This is a genomic window from Pseudomonas sp. SG20052, assembly GCF_031766055.1.
GTDB lineage: Bacteria > Pseudomonadota > Gammaproteobacteria > Pseudomonadales > Pseudomonadaceae > Aquipseudomonas > Aquipseudomonas mandelii.
On the sequence record NZ_CP134498.1, the window covers coordinates 6,477,942 to 6,501,133 of the forward strand.

Below are 23,192 nucleotides of genomic sequence, written 5' to 3' on the forward strand. Positions count from 1 at the left end.
CTCAGCTCTGGGACGCGGCTTTGGGAAGAATGTCGTTGGCGACCATCTCACCGAACGGGCTGACGTAATTGGCGCCTTGGGGCAGTTCCGGACGTTCGATGTCGAGGTGCGGGAACAGCAATTCCGCAACCCGGTACGACTCTTCCAGGTGTGGATAACCGGAGAAGATGAAGGTATCGATGCCCAGGTCCGCGTATTCCTTCACGCGGGCAGCCACGGTCGGACCATCGCCCACCAACGCCGTACCGGCGCCGCCACGTACCAGGCCGACACCGGCCCACAGGTTGGGGCTGACTTCCAGGTTGTCGCGGCTGCCGCCATGCAGCGCGGCCATGCGTTGCTGGCCGACCGAATCGAACCGGGCCAGAGAAGCCTGGGCTCGGGCGATGGTTTCATCGTCGAGATGGGAGATCAGCCGATCCGCCGCTTGCCAGGCTTCGGCATTGGTTTCTCGGACGATCACGTGCAAGCGAATGCCGAAACGCACGGTGCGACCCAGCTTCGCGGCTTTGGCTCGCACTTGTTCAATCTTCTCGGCAACGGCGGCCGGTGGCTCGCCCCAGGTCAGGACCATTTCCACCTGCTCGGCCGCGAGGTCTTGCGCAGCTTCCGACGAACCGCCGAAGTACAGCGGCGGACGCGGTTGCTGGATCGGTGGATAGAGCAACTTGGCGCCTTTCACGCTGATGTGCTGACCGTCGTAATCAACGGTTTCGCCTTCCAGTACGCGACGCCAGATGCGGGTGAATTCCACCGAGGCTTGATAGCGCTCTTCGTGAGTCAGGAACAAACCGTCGCCGGCCAATTCTTCCGGATCACCGCCGGTGACCAGGTTGAACAACGCACGGCCGCCGGACAGGCGATCCAGGGTCGCCGCCTGACGCGCGGCCACCGTCGGGGAAATGATCCCGGGGCGCAGCGCGACAAGGAATTTCAAACGCTGAGTCACTGGAATCAGCGACGCCGCCACCAGCCACGAGTCTTCGCAGGAGCGACCGGTGGGAATCAACACCCCGCCGAAGCCCAGGCGATCCGCCGCCTGGGCGATTTGTTGCAGGTAACCGTGGTCGACGGCGCGGGCGCCTTCGGCGGTGCCAAGGTAATGGCCATCGCCGTGGGTAGGCAGGAACCAGAAAATATTGAGGCTCATGGAGTGGTCTCCTTGGGGAATCGAATTACTGCGTTTTGGCAACGGCTGCCGGTGGCGTCCAGATCACGTCTTTGATGCTCAACGGTTTCGGGATCAGCTTGAGCTGGTAGAAGCTGTCGGCGATTTTCTGTTGGGCGGCGACCACTTCAGGCGTGAGGAACAACGCGCCGTAACCCTGACGTTTCATCGAGGTCAGGGTGATGTCCGCCGGCAAGCCGAGCAGTGGCGAAACCTGTTGGGTCACCTCGACTGGATTGACCTTGGACCACTCGCCGACGGCGCGCACTTCTTCCACGAGGGTCTTGATCACCTCAGGGTTTTTCTGTGCGTAAGGCTTGGTCGCCAGATAGAACTGGTGGTTGTCGACGATGCCCTGGCCATCGCGCAGGGTGCGCGCTTGCAGTTGCTGTTCGGCGGCAGCCTGGTACGGGTCCCAGATCACCCACGCATCGACGCTGCCACGCTCGAACGCAGCGCGGGCATCGGCCGGCGGCAGGAATACGGTCTGGATATCGGTGTATTTGAGGCCGGCGTCTTCCAGTGCGCGGACCAGCAAGTAGTGGACGTTGGAGCCTTTGTTCAGGACGACTTTCTTGCCCTTGAGGTCCTGCACCGATTTGATCGGTGAATCCTTCGGCACCAGGATCGCTTCGCTGTGTGGCGCTGGCGGTTCGTAGGCGACGTAGAGCAGATCGGCGCCGGCGGCTTGAGCAAAGACTGGTGGGGTTTCGCCGGTGACGCCGAAGTCGATCGAGCCGACGTTCAGGCCTTCAAGCAACTGCGGGCCGCCGGGGAATTCAGTCCATTGCACGTCCACGCCTTGGGCGGCGAGGCGTTTTTCCAACGTGCCTTTGGCTTTGAGCAGCACCAGGGTGCCGTACTTTTGATAACCGATTCGCAACGTCTCGGCTTGAGCTTGAGTAATGGCGCCGAAGGTGACAGCCGCTGCAAACAGAGCGACCAGACCACGACGCAAAATGACAGTGCGCATGGCGCTCTCCTTTTTGCAGTTGGGTATTGGCTGCACCTGCTTGCCCGTTAGCGGGCGAGTAAGGCCAGTACATCAATTTCAGGTGTGGCTTTAGTGCTGACTTAAATGCTCCAGCGAGCACTCAACAAACGTTCATTCAACAGCTTCGGATCGATCGGCTTGGGCCGTCGGGCCATGGCGCTGAAAAACAGCTCCAGCGATTCCTTCAGTCGTTGTTCCAGCTCTGGCGCCAACTGCGCCTGGGCGCTGCCTTCGCCGTAAGCGATCTGGCTGTCTACCGCGAAAACCCCATGGAGCATTTCCTGGGCTTTCAACGCCGACAGCACCGGCTTGAGCGCGTAATCCACCGCCAGCATGTGGGCGATACTGCCGCCGGTCGCCATGGGCAAAACCACTTTGTGGTCCAACGCGCGCTCGGGCAGCAAATCCAGCACGGTTTTCAGTGCGCCGGAGAACGACGCCTTGTAGACCGGAGTGGCGATCAACAGGCCATCGGCATTTTCAATCTGTTGCAGCAGGTCGATCACCTTAGGGCTGTCGAAGCGTGCATGAAGCAAGTCTTCGGCCGGGAAGTCCCGCACCTGGTAACTCACCACTTCCACACCCTGCTCCTGCAACCAGCGTTGGGAGCGCTCCAGCAGCACCCCGGAGCGGGAACGTTGGCTGGGACTGCCACCGAGTGAGACGACCAGCATTCAAATGATTCCTTGCACGGTGTTGGCGATTCGCAGTTTGCGATCTCGCTGTAATGGAGATGACCTTAACAGGTGATTGTTATATCTATAAATCATATTTATTCATTTGGATATGCACATTAGATATATAAGAAGCCACTTCCTGCGGGCGAAAAAAAGGCCGTCGAAACGGCCTGAAATCCCCTGCTTTATGGATACGGTCAATCTTTCTGCGGTGCCTGCAATTCCGTCATCGCGAGCAGGCTCACTCCCACAACGGATAGCGTTTTACCTGCCCGTGATGGCGATACCAGCCACACCGAAAATGCTGATGGCTTACCTGTTGGGCTGCGGCGTCAGACGCAGGTACGGCTTTACCGCGCGGTAGCCCTTGGGAAAGCGCTTCTTGATTTCGTCTTCGTCCTTGAGCGACGGCACGATCACCACTTCATCACCGTCCTGCCAGTTGGCCGGGGTGGCCACCTTGTAGTTGTCGGTAAGTTGCAGCGAGTCGATCACCCGAAGGATCTCGTGAAAATTGCGCCCGGTACTCGCCGGGTAGGTGATGGTCAGCCGAATCTTTTTGTTCGGGTCGATCACGAATAGCGAGCGCACGGTCAGGGTGTCATTGGCGTTCGGGTGGATCAGGTCATAGAGGTCGGAGACCTTGTGGTCCGCGTCGGCCAGGATCGGGAAATTGACGAGCGTGTTCTGGGTTTCATTGATGTCCTCGATCCACTTGTGATGCGAGTCCACCGGGTCCACGGACAGGGCGATAGCTTTGACGCCGCGATTGGAAAACTCATCCTTGAGCTTGGCAGTGAAGCCCAGTTCGGTGGTGCACACCGGCGTGAAGTCCGCCGGATGGGAAAACAGCACGCCCCAGCTATCGCCCAGCCATTCGTGGAAACGGAGGGTGCCGGCGCTGGAATCCTGTTCGAAGTCGGGGGCGATATCGCCCAGTCTGAGGCTCATGGTGCTGCTCCTGATGAGTGCTTGTCGGGCTCAACTGTGCCTGTGTTCCTTATAGATTAAAAAGAATAAATATCGATTTATTTAGATCATAAGTGAATATTAAATATCTCTTCACTGGACCTCCACGAACATCAGGACGAACATCGCCGACAAGGTTCGAGAAGGCCTTGAGTTGCTGCAAAGAGGGAGTTTTCACGGCGGGATTACGGGGGTGACCCCGCCTTGAAAACGCAAAAGCCCCGCCCGGCGAGATGCCGGGCGGGGCTTTTTTTTCAGCGGTTACGCGAGCGCTGTTACAACAGCGGGATCGAGTAGCTGACGATCAGACGGTTTTCGTCCTGGGAGCGAACGCCCGGGATGTTGGTGCGCCAGGTGGCGTTTTTCCACATCAAGCCAACGTTCTTCAACGGGCCTTCCGGTACGACGTAACCGACAGTCAGGTCGCGTTCCCACTCGGTGCTGTTATTACCGGCTGCAGCAGTAGAGGTGCGATTGGTGTCGATATCGTCGCCACGCAGATAAACCATACCTGCGGTCAAGCCAGGCACGCCGACTTTGGCGAAGTCAAACGAGTAGCGAGCTTGCCAGGTGCGCTCGCCGGCACGGCCGAACTTCTGGATTTGCATGTCGGTGATGGTGTAGTTCGACGAACCGTCGCCCTGGTTCAGCCAAGGGAAGTCGCTGCTGCCGTTGCTGACCTGATAGCCACCACCGAAGGTGTGACCGGCAACGGTGTACAGGAACAAGCCGCTGTACAGATTGTTGTCGACCTTGCCTTTGCCATTGGAGGTGCTGCTGTAGTTGCCGGAGCTGTAGTACAGCGGGTCGTGACCGTTTGCGCCGTCATCCGAGCTGTTGAAGTAGCGCAAGTCAGACTTCAACACGCCAGGGCCGATAGCCCAGTTGTGTACCAGACCCAGGAAGTGCTGCTTGTAGAAGTCTTCCAGATTGCCGTAGTAGTACTGGGCAGTCAGGTCTTTGGTGATTTTGTAATCACCACCGGCATAGATGAACTTGTTGCTGTCGCGGCCGCTGGCAGTACGAGCGTTGGCGCCGCCGATGCTCAGCTGCTCATTGTTGCTGGAGTTACGTCCCTTCACGGCTTCGATCTGACCGCCAACCAGCGTCAGGTCCTTGATCTCGCCGGAAGTGATCTGACCACCCTGCCAGGTTTGTGGCAGCAGACGACCGTCGTTGGTCACGATAACCGGGTTCTTTGGCTGCAACGTGCCCAGCTTCAGTTCGGTCTGGGAGATCTTGGCTTTTGCAGTCAGGCCCAGGCTGGAGAAGTTATCAACTGCTTCGCCGTTGGACTTGCTTGGAAATACAGTACCGCCATAAGAACCATAGTTCGTGGCGGTTGCAGGGCTCGCACCATTAGTGCCGCCGCCCGAATCCAGACGCACGCCCAGCAGGCCGATCGCATCGATACCGAAGCCGACAGTGCCTTGGGTGTAACCGGAGATGAAACGCAGGTCGAAGCCTTGGCCCCACTCTTCGTTTTTGTTCGCGCCCGAACCATCACGGTTATCGGTGTTGATGTAGAAGTTACGCAGACCCAGAGTGGCCTTGCTGTCTTCGATGAAACCGGCGGCGCTTGCCTGCTGCGCCAAAACCCCTACGGCCACGGCCAGGGCCAAGGTGGACTTGTTCATTTGTTTCGCTCCTATCGTTTCTAATTTTTTATGCTTCTGGTCCTAGGTCGGATGCCCTGGATCCTGAAAAGCGCGGTTAGCGCCAGACCGCATGTCAACGTGACAACGCGCATCTACGGTCGCGGCCTACCCGCTGTGATTTTTTGGGGGGCGCATGGTAAAACCGAAAAACATTTATTTCATTATTTTTAATGCCATTTCGGAATATAGCTATGCGCGCCGAACACAGGGTATCGGCTCCTTGGCTTGCCACTTTAGGCGCCCGGATAAAAATCCAAAAAGAATAATAAATTACTATTTAAGGTCTATTTGGAATATCAAATAAAACGCGAAAAAAAGCCCCGCCCTGAGGCGAGGCTATTTCTTGTGGGTGTTACAGGAAGCTGTAGGTGTAGTTGAAGATCAGACGGGTCTGGTCCTGGCTGGCGATACCGGTATCGCTGCCACGGTAAGTGCCATGACGCAGTGTTGTGCCGAAGCCTTTGAGTACGCCTTGCTGGATGGTGTAGTCCACACGCAGGTCGCGTTCCCACTCGGACTGATCAGGGCTCGTACCGTTTTTGGCCTTGATGTTATCGCCATACAGGTAGGCGGCCGAGGCTTTCAGACCTGGCACACCCAACGCAGCGAAGTCGTAGGAGTACTGACCGAACGTTGTGTTTTCACCGGCCCGGACAAAGCCGTTGATCATGGAATCGGTGAACAGGTAGAAGCTCGCGCCGCCCGCTTCTTCGCTGCGACGGTTGTCATTCACAACGCTACCCTGGTTCAGGTAGACGAATCCGCCGTCATCGTTGACGCGCTGATGACCCAGCAGGAACGCGTTGCCACCCAGGGTGTAGGTGAACATGGCGCTCCAGGTCTTGTTGTCGACCTCGCCCGGGGTCTTGGCGAAACCACCGTTGTTGTTGAACTGATAGCCAGCATCGCCGTTCTTGCCATCGGAACTGCTATCGAAGTAGCGCAGGTCCGTCTTGAAGGACTGATTGGTACCAATCGGCCAGACATGCACCAGACCCAGGAAGTCCTGTTTGTAGTAGTCCTTCAGATTCGCATGGTAGTACTGCAGAGTCAGGTCTTTGGTGACCTTCCAGTCGGCACCGGCATAACGGAACTGGTTGCTCTCTTCGGTACCACCAGCCACGGCCAGACCGGTGCTGTTGGAAGAGGCGCGACCCGCCGCGTGCTCCAACTGACCAACGTTGAAGGTAACGTTGTCGATTTCCTTCGAGGAGATCGTGCCACCCTCAAAGGTCTGTGGCAGCAGACGGCTGTCGTTCGCGACCAGAATCGGCATGTTCGGTTGCAACGCGCCGCCCAAGTGGGCCTCGGTCTTGGAGAAGCGTGCCTTTACGTTAGCTGACGCACGGCTCCACTCACTCGCCGCCGAACCATCGGAGTCGCTTGGGAAGAATGAGCTCGGGTACGGATGATGCCCCTTGCCGCCGTCCAGATGGATACCGACCAGTGCTTGAGCGTCGATACCGAAGCCGACAGTACCTTGGGTGAAACCGGACAGATAATCAAATTTGAGGCCTTCTGCGGTCTCTTTCTGATCGGCACCGCCGTCACGGTTATCGTTGTTGAAATACATTGTGCGCGAACTGACGGAAGCCTTGCTGTCTTCGATAAAACCCGCGGCGCCTGCTTGCTGCGCCAAAACCCCTACGGCCACGGCCAAGGCCAAGGTGGACTTGTTCATTGTTTTAGCTCCTCTCGTTTCTAATTCTTGTATTCCTGGCCCTGAGTCGAATGCCCGGGATCCTAAGATGCGCGATTAGCGCCAGACCGTGACTCACAAGTCAATCGTAACTATGTGTGTCTACGACCATGGTCTAATCCCCGTTTTTTTTTAGTCCTTGCAGGGTCGTGCGTTCGTCACAAACCCAAAAAGAATTGGTCTGTTCTTTTTAATACCTTTTAGGAATGAAGCTCCGCTCCATTCCTCGTCCCGGGCCAGAGCGGCCGGCTCGAAAATTAATTCCTAAAAGGTATTTTTTAGCGATTTTTTAGATCAATCAGCTTTGACGCCATTCGGAAACAATCCCCTCCCGAAAGGCCACGCCATGACGACCAAACGCGCACTATCCAGACCAATTGTTACAGTTTGTGTATCGCTATTATTTTTCACTCAGCGGTCAAACGGCGACCCTCACGGTCGGTTATCGAACCGGCATCGACCCCAGCCCCCCCCCCCAAGCGGACGGTGTTTACGAAAAGACCATGGGTGGAAAATCGACTGGCGTCGTTTCAGGGCCTGGATGCCTCGAAGGTCAAAGTGGTGAACGGCAACCGGCGGAAATCGCTGCCGCCTGCAAGCGTGGCGCTGCTGGACGGCGGCACGGCCAATGCCATTGGCGAGACGGCGAAGTTCTTGAAGGAGCAAGGGAAGGGTCGAGACGGTGCTGCCGGATTATTCGGCGTATGTCAGCGCGAAGTTCGTGCAGGAGTAACACAAACCCTGTGGCGAGGGAGCTTGCTCCCGCTGGGCTGCGGAGCGCCCCCAAACCCGGTAAACGCGTTGTGTCTGATAGACCGAGTTGCCGGGTTTGGGAGTCCTTCGGCCTCCAGCGGGAGCAAGCTCCCTCGCCACAAAAGCCCGCAGTTACAGGGCTTTTTCGAAGATCTTCGAATTACGCTGATAGTTGTACAGCGACGCTCGCGCCGACGGCAGGCGTTCGACGCTGCTCGGCACGAACCCGCGTTCGCGGAACCAGTGAGCGGTCCGGGTCGTCAGCACGAACAGGGTTTTCAAGCCCTGGGCCCGGGCGCGGGTTTCGATGCGCTCTAACAGCTCATCACCGCGACCGCCGTGGCGGTATTCCGGGTTGACCGCCAGACACGCCAACTCGCCAGCGTCCGAATCGGCAATCTGATACAACGCCGCACAAGCGATGATCATGCCTTCGCGCTCAACCACGCTGAACTGCTCAATCTCGCGTTCCAGCACCTCGCGGGAACGGCGCACCAGAATCCCTTGCTCTTCCAGCGGGCTGATCAGGTCCAGCAAACCACCGACATCTTCGATGGCCGCTTCGCGCACGATCTCGAATTGCTCCTGGGCCACTAGCGTACCGCCACCGTCGCGGGTGAACAGCTCGGTCAGCAGCGCACCGTTTTCGGCATAGCTGACGATATGGCTGCGGGCAACGCCGCCCCGGCACGCTTCAGCCGCGGCATCCAGCAGTTCCGCCTGATAGTTGCTGCCCAGGCGCTGCAAATGCGCCGGGACTTGTTGCGGACGCAGCTCACGCACCAGCCGACCGTTTTCATCGATCAAGCCAAGGTCAGCACCAAACAGCAGCAGTTTGTCCGCACCCAGGTCGATGGCCGCGCGCGTGGCAACGTCTTCGCAGGCGAGGTTGAAAATCTCCCCGGTCGGCGAGTAGCCCAATGGCGACAGCAGCACGATGGAGCGCTCGTCCAGCAGGCGATTGATGCCCTTGCGGTCAACCCGGCGCACTTCGCCGGTGTGGTGATAGTCGACGCCTTCCAGCACGCCGATCGGCCGTGCCGTCACCAGGTTGCCGCTGGCCACCCGCAGGCGCGAGCCCTGCATCGGCGACGAGGCCATGTCCATCGACAGCCGCGCTTCGATGGCGATGCGCAACTGGCCGACCGCATCGATCACACACTCCAGGGTCGCGGCATCGGTGATGCGCATCCCGTGGTGGTAATGCGGGGTCAGGCCGCGTGCGGCGAGACGGGTTTCGATTTGCGGACGGGAACCGTGAACCAGCACCAGGCGCACGCCGAGGCTATGCAGCAGCACCAGGTCGTGGACGATGTTGCCGAAATTCGGATGCTCAACACCGTCGCCGGGCAGCATGACGACGAAGGTGCAATCGCGGTGAGCGTTGATGTAAGGCGAAGCGTGACGAAGCCAATTAACGTATTCGGGCATGAACCTGGGCCTGTAATAAATAGCAGCCAAAAAATGGGCGAAACTGAAAACGCACAGCGGGCTGATGGTTATCGTCGGAACAGGCTTGGCGACACGCGCGCTCTCCTCATGAATACGGGTTGTGACACTGGCAATTTACACCAGTAGGAGCCGGCTTGCTGGCGATGCAGGCGCCGCGGCTCATCAGGAGAACCGCGTCATCGTTCATCGCCAGCAAGCCGGCTCCTACAGGTTCAACCACCTGACATTGGCGTTTGGGCCGGTGTCAGGCAGTAATGTTCAATCAATTGACGTAATAGATGCACGGTAGGCTGCAAACGTGACATTTCGAGGTATTCACCCGGTTGGTGCGCACAGGCGATATCACCCGGGCCGAGTACCAGCGTTTCGCAGCCAAGACGCTGAAGATAAGGCGCTTCGGTGCCGAACGCCACTGCTTCGGCGCGATGGCCAGTGAGCTTTTCGGCGACCCGGACCAATTCGGCGTCCTCGGCCTGCTCGAACGGCGGCACTTCGGGGAACAGCGGCGCGTAATTGATCTTCACCTGATGGCGTTCGGCAATCGGGTTGAGCCGCTGCAGAATGGCCGCGCGCAGGGCTTTGGGGTCCATGCCCGGCAACGGCCGCAAGTCGAATTCCAGTGAACACTGGCCGCAGATGCGGTTGGGATTGTCGCCGCCATGGATACAGCCGAAGTTCATGGTCGGTGTCGGCACGCCGAATTGCGGATTGCGGAATTCACGCTGCCACAACAGGCGCAGGCCACGCAGCTCGCCGATGGCATCGTGCATGGCCTCAAGGGCGCTATGTCCCAGGCGCGGGTCCGAGGAATGGCCGCTCTGCCCGAGGATGTCGATGCGCTCCATCATGATGCCTTTGTGCATGCGGATCGGCTTCAGTCCGGTCGGCTCGCCAATCACCGCCGCACGCCCCAGCGGACGGCCGGCTTCGGCCAGGGCACGAGCGCCGGACATCGAGCTTTCTTCATCGCACGTGGCGAGGATCAGCAGCGGTTGCTTGAAAGGCTGATCGAGCAGCGGAATAACCGCCTCGATGGCCAGGGCAAAAAAGCCTTTCATGTCGCAACTGCCAAGGCCCACCCAGCGGCCATCGACTTCGGTCAGTTTCAGCGGATCGGTCTGCCACAGTGCGCCATCGAACGGCACCGTATCGCTATGCCCGGCCAGCACCAGGCCACCGGGGCCGGAGCCGAAACTGGCCAGCAAGTTGAACTTGCCGGGGCTGACCTGCTGGATGTCGCAGGCGAAACCAAGGTCACCGAGCCACGTCGCCAGCAAGTCGATGACCGGACGGTTGGATTGATCAAGGCTGGGCTGGGTACAGCTGACCGTCGGCGCAGCAATCAGCGCAGCGAACTGATCTTTCATGGACGGCAAAGGCATCGCTGACTCCAACTCGCGAATTGAAGACCATCATAGAACCATCTGGCGACAGGAATAAACCGTCGCGGCACGTAGGACTAAGGAGTCCTGTACACTGCACGGCCTTGGCAGCCACACATTTCCCCCGGCTGCGCTCCCGATCCTGGATTTTCCGGCCATGCAGAAAGAAACCGAAATCAAACTCCGCGTCAGCCGCGAAACCCTCGCGGCCCTGCGCGAGCACCCGCTCCTGAAAAAACGCAACAAAAGTGGCTGGGAACGCCGTGAGTTGATGAACCAATACTTCGACACGCCTGAGCGCGACCTGGCCCGCGCCAAGGTTGCCCTGCGCCTGCGCAAGGACGGCGAAGAAGTGATTCAAACGCTCAAGACCCGAGGCCAGAGCGTCGCCGGTCTGTCCGAGCGTAACGAATACGACTGGAACCTGCCCAAAGCCAAGCTCGACGTGAAAAAACTCGACGGCGAATGCTGGCCAGAAGAATTGGCCGAGCTGGACAAGAAAACCCTGAAACCGATCTTCACCACCGATTTCGTTCGCGAACGCGCTGAAATCGCTTGGGGCCGCGGCAAGACCAAAGTGGTCATCGAAGCCGCGCTGGACCTGGGCCACGTGGTGGTCGGCAAGCAGAAAGAAGAAATCTGCGAGCTGGAACTGGAACTGCGCGAAGGCGAGCCGGCTGCCCTGCTTGAACTGGCCGCCGAACTGGCCGCGACCCTGGCCCTGATGCCGTGTGACATCAGCAAGGCCGAGCGCGGTTATCGCTTGTACGACGCCAACAGCTATTCGTTGAGCCTGCCGGCACCGCAAATCACCGCTGAAACGCCGCTGGACGATGCGTTCGCCGCGCTGAGCTGGCATTTGCTGAGCAGCAGCCAGCGTCTGGCCGAGCAGTATCGCTTCAATGGCCACTGGCGCTTGTTGCAGGACTGGGTCGAGAACCTGGCCGAATTGCGTGCCTTGCTGAGCAGCCTGGGCCAGGCCGCACCGCGTCAGTCGACTCACGATCTGCGCGTTGCTCTGGATGCCTTGCTCGAAGACTGGCGCCCTCTGGTGCAAGCCGGTATCGACGACGAAGACGTGCGCAAAGCCGCGCCGGAGCAATTCCTCGAAGAACTGGAAGACCCGCGCTGGGGCTTGTTCTCGCTGAACACGTCGCGTTGGTTGCTGGCCCGCACCTGGGCAGCTGATCGCAACGTCCGTGGCAATCGCCAGGGTGCTGCGCAGTTGGGTAGCTGGTTGCCGCGTTTGCTGGGTGAAGAAGCGACCTCCCTGCAATTGCAGCGTTATCAGCAACAGCCGGAAGACCTGGCCGAGCAACTGCCGCGCATCGAGCGCATCCAGGCCTGGCTGCACCATGCCCGTGGCGTGCTGGACATTCCGGAAATGGACCGCCTGTACGGCGAGCTGAAGCAGCTTGCCCAATTGGCGAACGAGCCGATCACCGATGAATCGCTGGATGCGCGCAAGCAGCAGGCCATTGCGGTTTATCAGAATCGTGCCTGGAAAATGCTGCTGCGTATGTAATGACGCCTTCGCGGGCAAGCCTCGCTCCTACAGTATTTTCGTTGACCCCAATTCGGCGGCCGACTCAAACCTGTAGGAGAGAGGCTTGCCCGCGAAGAGGCCAGCACATTCACCGCATACCCTAGACAGGCAAACTCGTCGTCGACTTGATCTCCGACAACGCCACAATCGAGTTCACTTCCTGAATCCCCGGCACCATCGACAGCTTTTCAAAGAAAAACCGCTCATACGCCTCAATGTCCGCCGTGACAATCCGCAGCAAGAAATCCACCGACCCCATCAGCACATAACACTCCAGCACCTCGGGAAAGCCGCGAATCGCCTCGGTAAACTCAGTGAAGTTCGAACGCCCGTGCGCGTTGAGTTTGATCTCGGCAAAGATCTGCGTGTTAAGCCCGATCTTCTTCCGGTCGAGCAACGTCACCTGCCCGCGAATGATCCCCTCCTCCTTCATCCGCTGAATCCGCCGCCAGCACGGCGACTGAGAAAGTCCCACCTGCTCGGCAATCTGCGCGCTGGAGAGCGAAGCGTCTTCTTGCAGCAACGCGAGAATCTTGCGGTCGTAGCCATCCAGCTCGCTGTGCATAAATAAACCCGTAATTGATAGCTTACCGAATCAAACAATTCGAAAAATAGCCAATAAGCCCCATCATAGATAAGAAATGCCCGGCACCGAATGTAAAAATTCCTCCATAGATTTGGAGACCGACCATGCCGCACCTGGAAGCTGTGAACACCTCGCCTAACCGCGCCGATGTCTGGCACGCCGGCAACGCGCACTGCCGCGTTCATTACCAACTGCTGGCCGAAGCCGAGCCGGACCTGCTGTGCCGGGCGCTCAACCTGTTCGCTTTGCAGTTTCTGACGCCGCAACAGGTCAGCGCGCAGCGGATGGACGATCTGATGTCGATCGACATCGTCATGGACGGGTTGAGCTGGCATCGCGCCGAAGTGATTGCGGAAAAATTACGTAACCTGATCAACGTGTGTTCGGTGGAGCTGCAAGCGGCTGATTCCCTGCGGGAAGCGCCTGTTCAGGCGGCGGGCTGACAAACCTCGACACGGCTTCGTCGGGTAGTGGCCCAACGGTCGGCGGGTCCGCGACTATCCTTTGCGAACTGTTGTTCATGAGGAGCCCGCATGTCCGTTCAACTTGCCATTCAGGACCGCTGGCTGGATCTCAATGATTTGCTGCGTGAACTGGTCGCCCAGGGCTTTATCAGCCAGGACTCGGCCGAACACGCGCTCAATGCCCGCCGCCGCCACGCCACCCATGGCCAGATGCATCCCCTGGAATTCATTGCCAGCCAGCACCTGGACGACCTCAGCCGTCCCGGTAAACACCTCGACCTGGAAAGCCTGACCCTGTGGCTGTCGCAGCAGGCGGGCCAGCCTTACTTGCGCATCGATCCGCTGAAAATCAACGTGGCGGCGATTACGCCGCTGATGTCCTACGCCTTCGCCCAGCGTCACAAGATTCTGGCGGTGTCCATCGACCGCGACGCGGTGACCGTGGCCAGCGCCCAGCCTTACGTCAACGGCTGGGAAGCTGACCTGACTCATGTGCTGAAACTGCCGATCAAACGCGTAGTGGCCAACCCGGTGGACATCCAGCGCTTCAGCGTCGAGTTTTTCCGGCTGGCCAAATCGGTCAGCGGTGCGACCAACAACGATCAGCAGGCCAGCAACCTGGGCAATTTCGAACAATTGCTCAACCTCGGCGCCAGCGATCAGGAACCGGACGCCAACGACGCGCACATCGTCAACATCGTCGACTGGCTGTTCCAGTACGCCTTCCAGCAGCGCGCCAGTGATATCCACATCGAACCTCGACGCGAGCAAGGCACGGTGCGCTTTCGCATCGACGGCGTGCTGCACAACGTCTATCAATTCCCCCCGCAAGTGACCATGGCCATCGTCAGCCGCCTGAAAAGCCTGGGGCGGATGAACGTTGCGGAAAAGCGCAAACCCCAGGACGGCCGGGTGAAGACCAAGACCCCGGACGGCGGCGAGGTCGAGCTGCGGCTGTCGACCTTGCCGACGGCATTCGGCGAAAAAATGGTCATGCGGATCTTCGACCCGGAGGTGCTGCTCAAGGACTTCGATCAGTTGGGCTTCTCCGCCGAAGACCTGCGCCGCTGGCAGGACATGACCCGCCAGCCCAACGGCATCATTCTGGTGACCGGGCCGACGGGTTCGGGCAAAACCACCACGCTTTACACCACGCTGAAGAAACTGGCGACGCCGGAGGTCAACCTCTGCACCATCGAAGACCCGATCGAAATGGTCGAGCCGGCCTTCAATCAGATGCAGGTCCAGCACAACATCGACCTGACCTTCGCCGCTGGTGTTCGCGCACTGATGCGGCAGGATCCGGACATCATCATGATCGGCGAGATTCGCGACCTCGAAACCGCAGAAATGGCGATCCAGGCCGCGCTCACGGGTCACCTGGTGCTCTCGACCTTGCACACCAATGACGCGCCCAGCGCGATCAGCCGCTTGCTGGAACTCGGCGTGCCGCATTACCTGATCAAAGCCACGGTGCTCGGCGTCATGGCCCAGCGCCTGGTGCGAACTTTGTGCTCGCACTGCAAGGCACCACTGACGTTGGGTGAAGAAGACTGGCAAACCCTGACCAAACCCTGGCAAGCGCCACTGCCCACCAACGCCCAGCGCGCCATCGGCTGCCTGGAATGCCGCGACACCGGCTACCGCGGCCGCGCCGGGGTCTACGAAATCATGCAACTGACGGATGGTGTTAAGGCGCTGATCAATCCCGACACCGATCTGCTGGCGGTACGGCGCCAGGCGTTCAAGGAAGGCATGCGCAGCCTGCGGCTGTCGGGGGCGCAGAAAGTGGCCGCAGGGTTGACGACGATCGAGGAAGTATTGCGCGTGACGCCGCAGAGTGAGCAGAAATAGCTGCGCTACCAGTCGGCCAGGCCCAATCCGGTATTGGGCTTGATCCATAGCACTGCACCGTCCGAGCTCCGCTGCAGGATCGAGTGACCCGCCTTCAGCATTTCGCCTGTGCGCAGGTTGTGTGCGGGGTTTGATTTGTTCGGGCTGAACAGCAGCGTGTGCGGCGAGTCCTCGCGTACCCTCGTCAGACGCGGGTATTGCCAATCGCCAAAGGTGATCCTGTCATTCAGTTGCCCCTCCCAACCCACGGCTTTTTGCTGTTTATCCAGTTTCAGGGTCAGGGTCGGGCCGGACAACGCAACACGTTGAAGGACAACCCGCTCGCGTTTCCCCCCCGGCGTCAGTTCATATTCCTCACCGTAACGGTGAACGTAACTGCCGGACGGCCAGGTCAACCCGCCCATCTCGGTGTTCGCCACCAGTGTGCAGGACTCGAAGCGCCAGCGATCCGGTTGCAGGCGAGTCTCTTCGTCGATCTCGAAAGTCACCCAGGTATCATTCGCACAAGGCCAGCCATCAACGGCTTGATCGCTGGCCAGCCGCAGTTTCACATACGGCGGGCCAAACATTTCCAGCGCCGTGACGTTGATACCCTTGATCCGGTGCGGTGCGACAAATTCGGCAGCAATGAGGCTGGGCAGGCCATGGGCTTGTGGTTGATCGTATTGATCCAGCGGGTCGACCGTACTCAGATGCAGTCTGGTGCCGGCAGGCAGCGGCAGACCTTCGACTTGTACGTCATGCTCAAGTGTAGGCTTTCGCGCCCGATCGTTGGCAGCATCCAGCCAGTAGTTGCCTGACATGGCGCCGACCACGCTCAAACAGACCAAACCAAGCGCACCGAACCTGCGGGGTTGGCGCAACATCTGTCGGCGCCAGGCGGGAACGCACAGCGCAATCAACAGTGCGGGTAGGCCGACAAACGCCAGCAGTACCACATTCAACACAGTGACGTACAGCATTGCGCCAATAGCCAAGGGAAGCATCCATGCATCGAGAATAATCGGCCATGGTGCCAAACAACCTCTGAGCCTGCACCCCATGTGGGTCAAATGGGCAACATCTAGCGAGTCGAACCATCTGAATGAGCCGTCATGGAACTGGATTGGGGAAATGGCGATCCAACCCCGTAGTTAACCAGTGGAGTCACCCATCATGCGTCTCAAACTTGCTATCGCTACCATCGCTTTGTTGTCCCTTCCAGTCGGTTCGGCGATGGCCGATAGCTTTTGGCGTAACGTCATTTCGTCCGGTGCCACCACCGGTTCGACCTACCTGACCTTCAAGGATCACAAGCTGATCGTTGCAGCGCAGGACGATGCCGGCAGCTTCGTCGCCAGTGATGGCGGCATCCGCGGTCCTTATCTGGAAGCCGCGATGCAGAAAGTACGCTCCGACAATCCGGGCCTGCAGGCGACGGATATGGAACTGGCGAACGCGATCCTGGCAAAGAATGCCGTCGCTTCGGAATAAGCTGTTCAGCTGAATAAAAATGCCGCTCCCGTGAGCGGCATTTTTTTGCCCGACACAAAACCCTGTAGGAGCGAGCCTGCTCGCAATAGCGGTGGATCAGTCAACATTTCAGCGACTGTTGCACCGCTATCGCGAGCAGGCTCGCTCCTACATTGGATTTGCGTAGTCCGGGCGATCAGCGGTAATCATCGACGGGCACGCAGGCACAGAACAGATTCCTGTCGCCATAGACGTTGTCCACCCGATTCACCACCGGCCAATATTTATGCGCCTTGGTGTGCGCATCCGGCGTCACCGCTTGCTCGATGCTGTAAGGCCGCTCCCAGACCCCGGTGATATCGGCCAGGGTGTGCGGCGCTCGCTTCAGCGGATTGTCTTCGGCGGGCCAGTTACCGTTCTGCACCTCGGTGATTTCCGCGCGAATGCTCAGCATCGCCCCGATAAACCGATCCAGTTCGGCCTTTGATTCGCTCTCGGTCGGCTCGACCATCAGTGTCCCTGGCACCGGAAACGACATGGTCGGCGCATGGAAACCGTAATCCATCAGGCGCTTGGCCACGTCCTCTTCACTGATCCCGGTCAGCGCCTTCAATGGCCGCAAATCGAGGATGCATTCGTGCGCCACCCGTTCGTTGCGCCCGGTGAAGAGCACTGGAAACGCCCCGGACAAATGTTGCGCCAGGTAATTCGCAGCGAGGATCGCCACCTCGCTGGCATCCGCCAATTGCGGGCCCATCATGGCAATGTACATCCAGCTGATCGGCAAAATGCTCGCGCTGCCCCAGGGCGCTGCGCTGACCGCACCGTTCTGCGCCAGCGGTCCCTCAATCGGCACCACCGGGTGATTGGCGACGAACGGCGCCAAATGCGCGCGCACGCCTATCGGCCCCATGCCCGGCCCGCCGCCGCCATGGGGAATGCAGAACGTCTTGTGCAAGTTCATGTGGGAGACGTCGGCGCCAATGTCCGCAGGCCGCGCCAATCCCACCTGCGCGTTGAGGTTGGCGCCGTCCATGTACACCTGGCCGCCGTGGCTGTGGATAACTTCACAGATTTCGCTGATGCCTTCCTCGTACACGCCATGGGTCGACGGATACGTCGCCATCAGGCAGGCGAGTTTGTCGCCTGCGTACGCGGCCTTGCCTTTCAGGTCATCCAGATCGACGTTGCCGGCCTCGTCGCACTCGACGATCACCACGCGCATCCCGGCCATCTGCGCCGAGGCGGGGTTGGTGCCGTGGGCCGAGGACGGAATCAGGCAAATCTCTCGCGCCCCCTGATGACGGCTCTCGTGATATTTGCGGATTGCCAGCAGCCCGGCGTACTCGCCTTGAGCGCCGGAGTTGGGTTGCATGCAAATCGCGTCGAAACCGGTGATTGCGCAGAGCCAGCGTTCCAGTTCCTCGATCATCAGCGAATAACCCACCGCCTGCTCTTTCGGTACAAACGGATGCAGGTTGGCGAATTGCGGCCAGGTGATGGGGATCATCTCGCTGGTGGCATTGAGTTTCATGGTGCAGGAGCCCAGCGGGATCATTGATTGGTTGAGCGCCAGGTCTTTGTTTTCCAGTTGCTTGAGGTAACGCAGCATCTCGGTTTCGCTGTGATGGGCGCTGAATACCGGATGACGCAGATAAGGCGAGGTGCGCAGCAGACCTGCCGGAATACCGGAAGCAAGGGTTTGAGCGTCCAGTTCGTCGACGTTCAGCCCATGATCGGAACCGAGGAACACATCAAACAGTTTCGCTACCGTGGATTCGTCAGAGGTTTCGTCGAGGCTCAGCCCCAACTGCCCGCGCCCGAGAATGCGCAAGTTGATCTGTGCTGCCTGGGCGCTTTCGATAATTGCGGTCTGAGTACCACCAACCTCCAGCGTCAGCGTGTCGAAAAAGTGAGTGTTGAGGCGAGTGATGCCGTGACGCTCCAGGCCAGCGGCGAGGATGCAGGTCAACCGATGGACGCGCTGGGCAATGCGTTTGAGTCCTTCCGGGCCATGGTAGACCGCATAGAAACTGGCGATGTTGGCCAGCAGCACCTGAGCGGTGCAGATGTTCGAGTTGGCCTTCTCCCGGCGGATATGTTGCTCACGGGTTTGCAGGGCCATGCGCAGCGCGACATTGCCGCGAGCATCTTTCGACACGCCGATGATCCGCCCGGGAATCGCCCGTTTGTACTCATCGCGACTGGCAAAAAACGCCGCGTGCGGCCCGCCGTACCCCATCGGCACACCGAAGCGCTGGGACGAGCCGAACACCACGTCGGCGCCCAACTCCCCAGGCGGGGTCAGCAACAGCAGGCTCAGCAGATCCGTCGCGACACAGGCCAGCGCCTGTTGGGCATGCAGATGATCGATCAACGGACGCAGGTCGCGGATCTCGCCGTGGGTGTCGGGATATTGCAGCAACGCGCCAAACACCTCGTGCTGTTTCAAGTTATCCACAGCGTCGATGATCAGCTCGAAACCGAACCCTTCGGCCCGGGTCTGCACCACGGAAATGGTTTGCGGATGGCAGTTCTCATCGACGAAGAACAGATTGCTCCGGGACTTGGCGACCCGCTTGGCCAACGCCATGGCTTCCGCCGCCGCCGTGGCTTCATCGAGCAGCGAAGCGTTGGCCAGTTCGAGGCCCGTGAGGTCGATGGTCAATTGCTGGAAATTCAGCAGCGCTTCGAGCCGCCCCTGGGCAATCTCCGGCTGATAAGGGGTGTAGGCGGTGTACCAACCGGGATTTTCCAACACGTTGCGCAGAATGACGGCCGGCGTGAGGGTGCCGTGGTAACCCATGCCGATCAGGCTGGTCCAGACCTGGTTTTGCTCGGCGTACCCGCGCAGCTTGGCCAGCGCAGCCTCTTCGTCGAGGGCCGGCGGCAAATCGAGCTCGCGGTTCAGGCGGATTCCCGGCGGTACCGTCTGTTCGATCAGTTCGACCCGGCTGCCGAGGCCGAGGCTGTCGAGCATCGCCTGTTGCTCGGCAGCATCGGGGCCAAGGTGGCGGCGAAGGAAGGCATTGGGATCGCGTAACTGGCTCAAGGACGGCAACTGGGACATGACGGGCTCTCTCTAGGCTGGCGCTCAACGTCGATGCAACACGGTCAAACCAGCATAGCAGCCGCTGCCAACAGCGAACCCGTGCAGGAGCGAGGCTTGCCCGCTCCCACAGGGAAATCCGTCAGGCGAAAAAAAGCCCCGACACGTCGGGGCTTTGGGATGACGCTGAAGGCTTAGTCGCCGATGGCGGCCTTGTAGCCGGCTGCATCGAGCAGCTTGTCCAGCTCAGCCTTGTCGCTTGGCTTCAGTTTGAAGATCCACGCGCTGTATGGGTCAGAGTTGAGGCTTTCCGGAGAGTCACCCAGAGCGTCGTTGACAGCGGTCACTTCACCACCGATAGGAGAATAGATATCGGAAGCGGCTTTGACCGACTCGACCACACCGGCAACATCACCGGCAGCGAAAACTTTTCCAACTTCAGTCAGCTCAACGAACACCACATCGCCCAAGGCTTCCTGAGCGTGATCGCTGATGCCCACGGTAACGGTGCCATCGGTTTCCAGACGGGCCCATTCGTGACTTTCGGCAAAACGCAGGTCGGCAGGGATATCGCTCATGTTCTGTGTCCTCAAGAGAATTGTCAGCGGTCGTTGCCCGCCAAAAAGGTTAGATCAAGGTTTTGCCATGGCGGACGAAGGTCGGTTTGACCACCCGGACCGGGTACCACTTGCCACGGATTTCCACTTCTGCGCGGTCGGCAGTTGCCATCGGCACGCGCGCCAGTGCTATCGACTTGCTAAGCGTAGGAGAGAAACTACCACTGGTGATCTCTCCTTCGCCAACATTGGCGATACGGACCACTTGATGAGCGCGCAAAACCCCACGTTCCTCAAGGACCAGACCGACCAGTTTGTGCTGCACACCACCCGCCCGCTCGGCTTCCAGGGCGCTGCGACCAATGAACTGGCGAGTGGCCGGTTCCCAGGCAATGCTCCAGGCCATGTTCGAGGCCAGCGGTGAAACGTCTTGATGAATGTCCTGGCCGTACAGGTTCATGCCGGCTTCGACACGCAAGGTATCCCGGGCACCCAGGCCGATAGGAGAAATGCCCGCGCCCACCAGGTCGTTGAAAAACCCTGGCGCCTGATTGGCGGGTAGAACGATCTCCAGGCCATCTTCACCGGTATATCCGGTGCGCGCGATGAACCAGTCGCCGTCAGGCTGACCTTCAAAAGGCTTGAGCATCTGGATCAGGTTGCCGCGGGACTGGGTCACCAGTTCGGAAATCTTGTGCCGGGCATGGGGGCCTTGAATCGCCAGCATCGCCAGTTCGGAGCGCTCGTTGAGCTGCACATCGAAACCATCGAGATGGGCCTGCATCCAGGCGAGGTCCTGATTGCGGGTGGAGGCGTTGACCACCAGCCGATAACCGTCCTCGAGACGGTAGACGATCATGTCGTCGACGATGCCGCCGCGCTCGTTGAGCATGGTGCTGTACAAGGCACGGCCAGGGCTGTGCAGGCGCTCGACGTCATTGGCCAGCAAATGCTGGAGCCAGGCCTTGGCCTGGGGGCCGGTGACATCAATCACGGTCATGTGGGATACATCGAAAACCCCGCAATCGCGGCGCACCTGATGGTGTTCCTCGACCTGCGATCCGTAATGCAGAGGCATATCCCAACCGCCAAAATCGACCATCTTCGCGCCAAGGGCGAGATGAAGGTCATACAGAGGCGTGCGCTGTCCCATGGGTTTCTCCTTCCGGGCGTGGCGAAGGTGCGGGCCGGTGCTTTACGGGCGAAAGCCTTGAAATAGAAGGCTTTGAGCCGATGTCAGCTACCAGGTCCGTAGGACGGACCGCACCGAATGCCGCGCATTGTAGCCTCAAGGTGTAGGACTGACACCTAGGCGTTTCGATGCGCCGAACGTCGAATCAATCCGATGACCGGTAACAGCCCGACCAAAACCAGAGTCAAGGCCGGCAACGAAGCTCTCGCCCACTCCCCTTCGCTGGTCATTTCAAAGATCCGTACCGCCAGCGTGTCCCAGCCAAACGGGCGCATCAGCAGGGTCGCGGGCATTTCCTTGAGCACATCGACGAACACCAGCAACGCGGCACTCAACGTGCCGGGCAGCAATAAGGGCAGATACACTTTGAAAAACAGTCGTGGCCCACTGACCCCAAGGCTACGTGCCGCTTCGGGCAAAGATGGCCGTATTCGCGCCAGGCTGCTTTCCAGCGGTCCGTAGGCCACGGCGATGAAACGCACCAGGTAGGCCAGCAACAACGCCGACAGACTGCCCAGCAGCAATGGCTTGCCCGCGCCACCGAGCCAGCCCGACAGCGGGATGACCAGCTCGCGATCCAGATAACTGAACGCCAGCATGATCGACACCGCCAGCACCGAACCCGGCAGGGCGTAGCCGAGATTGGCCAGGCTGATACCGGAGCGGATCGCCCGGGTCGGTGCCAGGCGCCGGGCAAATGCCAGCACCAGGGCAACGCTGACGGTGATCAGCGCGGCCATGCCGCCCAGGTACAAGGTGTGGACGATCAGACCGGCGTAACGCTCATCCAGGTCGAAGCGTCCACGCTGCCAGAACCACACCACCAGTTGCAGCATCGGAATGACGAAGGCACAGGCGAACACCAGGCCACACCAAGTCATGGCCGCCAACGCCTTGAAACCCCGCAGGTGGTACAGCGCCTTGATGCGAGGTCGTTCATTGCTGGTGCGGTTGGCCCCGCGAGCACGCCGTTCGCCGTACAACACGACCATCACCACCAGCAGTAACAGGCTGGCCAGTTGCGCGGCGGTGGAGAGGCTGAAAAATCCGTACCAGGTTTTGTAGATGGCCGTGGTGAACGTGTCGAAGTTGAACACTGACACCGCGCCGAAGTCCGCCAGGGTTTCCATCAATGCCAAGGCCACACCGGCACCAATCGCCGGCCGCGCCATGGGCAAGGCCACTCGCCAGAACGCCTGCCACGGTGATTGCCCCAGCACCCGCGCCGCTTCCATCAGGCCTTTGCCTTGGGCCAGGAACGCAGTGCGCGCCAGCAGGTAGACATAGGGATAGAACACCAGCACCAGAACAAGGATGACGCCGCCGGTGGAACGCACTCTCGGCAATCGCAGCTCGGTGCCGAACCATTCGCGCAGCAAGGTTTGCACGGGGCCGGCGAAATCCAGCAGGCCGACGAAGACGAAGGCCAGCACGTAAGCAGGAATGGCAAATGGCAGCATCAGCGCCCAGTCCAGCCAACGCCGGCCGGGAAATTCGCAGAGGCTGGTGAGCCAGGCGAGGCTCACACCCAGGAGCGTGACGCCGATACCGACGCCGAGCACCAGGGTCAGGGTATTGCCCAGCAGGCGCGGCATCTGGGTGTCCCAGAGGTGGGACCAGATTTGCTGATCGATGGTTTGCCAGGAGAAGAACAGGACGCTCAGGGGCAGCAGGACCAGCGCGGCGATGGCGAAGACCAGGGGATACCAGCGGCGTTGGGCGGGGTGGGCCAAGGGGATT

Annotated in this window: 18 protein-coding genes and 1 pseudogene; 5 read left to right on the forward strand and 14 right to left on the reverse strand. The window is 59.7% G+C overall.

The window, feature by feature from the left end; all coding sequences use genetic code 11:
• Position 1 precedes the first annotated feature (1 nt).
• From ssuD to RHP74_RS29840, 6 genes are all read right to left on the reverse strand, one after another.
• A complete protein-coding gene (gene ssuD, locus RHP74_RS29815; RefSeq protein ID WP_010466669.1) occupies positions 2-1,150 on the reverse strand; it encodes an FMNH2-dependent alkanesulfonate monooxygenase in 1,149 nt (382 codons plus the stop codon).
• A gap of 25 nt (positions 1,151-1,175) precedes the next feature.
• Positions 1,176-2,141 (reverse strand): sulfonate ABC transporter substrate-binding protein, encoded by a 966-nt coding sequence (locus tag RHP74_RS29820; RefSeq protein WP_311096855.1) that lies wholly within the window; start codon positions 2,139-2,141, stop codon positions 1,176-1,178.
• A gap of 101 nt (positions 2,142-2,242) precedes the next feature.
• Complete coding sequence (gene ssuE, locus RHP74_RS29825) at positions 2,243-2,836, reverse strand: NADPH-dependent FMN reductase (RefSeq protein WP_010466665.1); 594 nt, start codon at positions 2,834-2,836, stop codon at positions 2,243-2,245.
• A 315-nt stretch (positions 2,837-3,151) separates the two neighbouring features.
• On the reverse strand, positions 3,152-3,790 hold the full coding sequence (locus tag RHP74_RS29830) for a peroxiredoxin (protein WP_311096856.1): 639 nt from the start codon (positions 3,788-3,790) through the stop codon (positions 3,152-3,154).
• 293 nt (positions 3,791-4,083) lie between these two features.
• Positions 4,084-5,445 (reverse strand): OprD family porin, encoded by a 1,362-nt coding sequence (locus RHP74_RS29835; RefSeq protein ID WP_282411608.1) that lies wholly within the window; start codon positions 5,443-5,445, stop codon positions 4,084-4,086.
• Positions 5,446-5,818: 373 nt separating this feature from the next.
• Positions 5,819-7,147, reverse strand: coding sequence for an OprD family porin (locus tag RHP74_RS29840; protein WP_311096857.1), 1,329 nt, complete (start codon positions 7,145-7,147; stop codon positions 5,819-5,821).
• Positions 7,148-7,511: 364 nt separating this feature from the next.
• On the opposite strand from RHP74_RS29840, the pseudogene tauA reads away from it, so the two are divergent.
• A pseudogene (gene tauA / locus RHP74_RS31515) lies at positions 7,512-7,703 on the forward strand (taurine ABC transporter substrate-binding protein); the annotation flags it as partial.
• 347 nt (positions 7,704-8,050) lie between these two features.
• Here the strand turns inward: tauA and argA are convergent.
• On the reverse strand, positions 8,051-9,349 hold the full coding sequence (gene argA / locus RHP74_RS29850) for an amino-acid N-acetyltransferase (protein WP_010466657.1): 1,299 nt from the start codon (positions 9,347-9,349) through the stop codon (positions 8,051-8,053).
• 233 nt (positions 9,350-9,582) lie between these two features.
• On the reverse strand, positions 9,583-10,752 hold the full coding sequence (gene argE, locus RHP74_RS29855; RefSeq protein WP_010466655.1) for an acetylornithine deacetylase: 1,170 nt from the start codon (positions 10,750-10,752) through the stop codon (positions 9,583-9,585).
• Between the two features lie 157 nt (positions 10,753-10,909).
• On the opposite strand from argE, the gene RHP74_RS29860 reads away from it, so the two are divergent.
• On the forward strand, positions 10,910-12,277 hold the full coding sequence (locus tag RHP74_RS29860) for an inorganic triphosphatase (protein ID WP_077747177.1): 1,368 nt from the start codon (positions 10,910-10,912) through the stop codon (positions 12,275-12,277).
• A gap of 121 nt (positions 12,278-12,398) precedes the next feature.
• Here the strand turns inward: RHP74_RS29860 and RHP74_RS29865 are convergent, their stop codons facing one another.
• Entirely contained in the window at positions 12,399-12,863 is a 465-nt protein-coding gene (locus RHP74_RS29865; RefSeq protein ID WP_046045137.1) for an Lrp/AsnC family transcriptional regulator, read from the reverse strand.
• Between the two features lie 125 nt (positions 12,864-12,988).
• On the opposite strand from RHP74_RS29865, the gene RHP74_RS29870 reads away from it, so the two are divergent.
• A complete protein-coding gene (locus RHP74_RS29870) occupies positions 12,989-13,327 on the forward strand; it encodes a hypothetical protein (protein WP_172791897.1) in 339 nt (112 codons plus the stop codon).
• Positions 13,328-13,417: 90 nt separating this feature from the next.
• A complete protein-coding gene (locus RHP74_RS29875) occupies positions 13,418-15,202 on the forward strand; it encodes a GspE/PulE family protein (RefSeq protein ID WP_077747176.1) in 1,785 nt (594 codons plus the stop codon).
• A gap of 5 nt (positions 15,203-15,207) precedes the next feature.
• Here RHP74_RS29875 and RHP74_RS29880 read toward each other — a convergent pair whose 3' ends face one another.
• Positions 15,208-16,188 (reverse strand): hypothetical protein, encoded by a 981-nt coding sequence (locus RHP74_RS29880; protein WP_311096858.1) that lies wholly within the window; start codon positions 16,186-16,188, stop codon positions 15,208-15,210.
• Positions 16,189-16,354: 166 nt separating this feature from the next.
• Between RHP74_RS29880 and RHP74_RS29885 the strand changes: the two genes are divergently transcribed.
• Positions 16,355-16,675: a DUF2388 domain-containing protein gene (locus tag RHP74_RS29885; RefSeq protein ID WP_177346219.1), complete on the forward strand. Its 321-nt coding sequence runs from the start codon at positions 16,355-16,357 to the stop codon at positions 16,673-16,675.
• A 175-nt stretch (positions 16,676-16,850) separates the two neighbouring features.
• Here the strand turns inward: RHP74_RS29885 and gcvP are convergent, their stop codons facing one another.
• The 4 genes from gcvP to RHP74_RS29905 form a co-directional block, all read right to left on the reverse strand.
• Entirely contained in the window at positions 16,851-19,724 is a 2,874-nt protein-coding gene (gcvP, locus tag RHP74_RS29890) for an aminomethyl-transferring glycine dehydrogenase (RefSeq protein ID WP_311096859.1), read from the reverse strand.
• A 173-nt stretch (positions 19,725-19,897) separates the two neighbouring features.
• A complete protein-coding gene (gcvH, locus tag RHP74_RS29895) occupies positions 19,898-20,281 on the reverse strand; it encodes a glycine cleavage system protein GcvH (RefSeq protein WP_311096860.1) in 384 nt (127 codons plus the stop codon).
• Positions 20,282-20,330: 49 nt separating this feature from the next.
• Positions 20,331-21,413 carry a glycine cleavage system aminomethyltransferase GcvT gene (gene gcvT / locus RHP74_RS29900; protein WP_010464981.1) on the reverse strand — a complete coding sequence of 361 codons (1,083 nt, stop codon included), beginning with the start codon at positions 21,411-21,413 and terminating at the stop codon, positions 20,331-20,333.
• Positions 21,414-21,568: 155 nt separating this feature from the next.
• Positions 21,569-23,185: an iron ABC transporter permease gene (locus RHP74_RS29905; protein ID WP_010464983.1), complete on the reverse strand. Its 1,617-nt coding sequence runs from the start codon at positions 23,183-23,185 to the stop codon at positions 21,569-21,571.
• Positions 23,186-23,192: the final 7 nt, after the last annotated feature.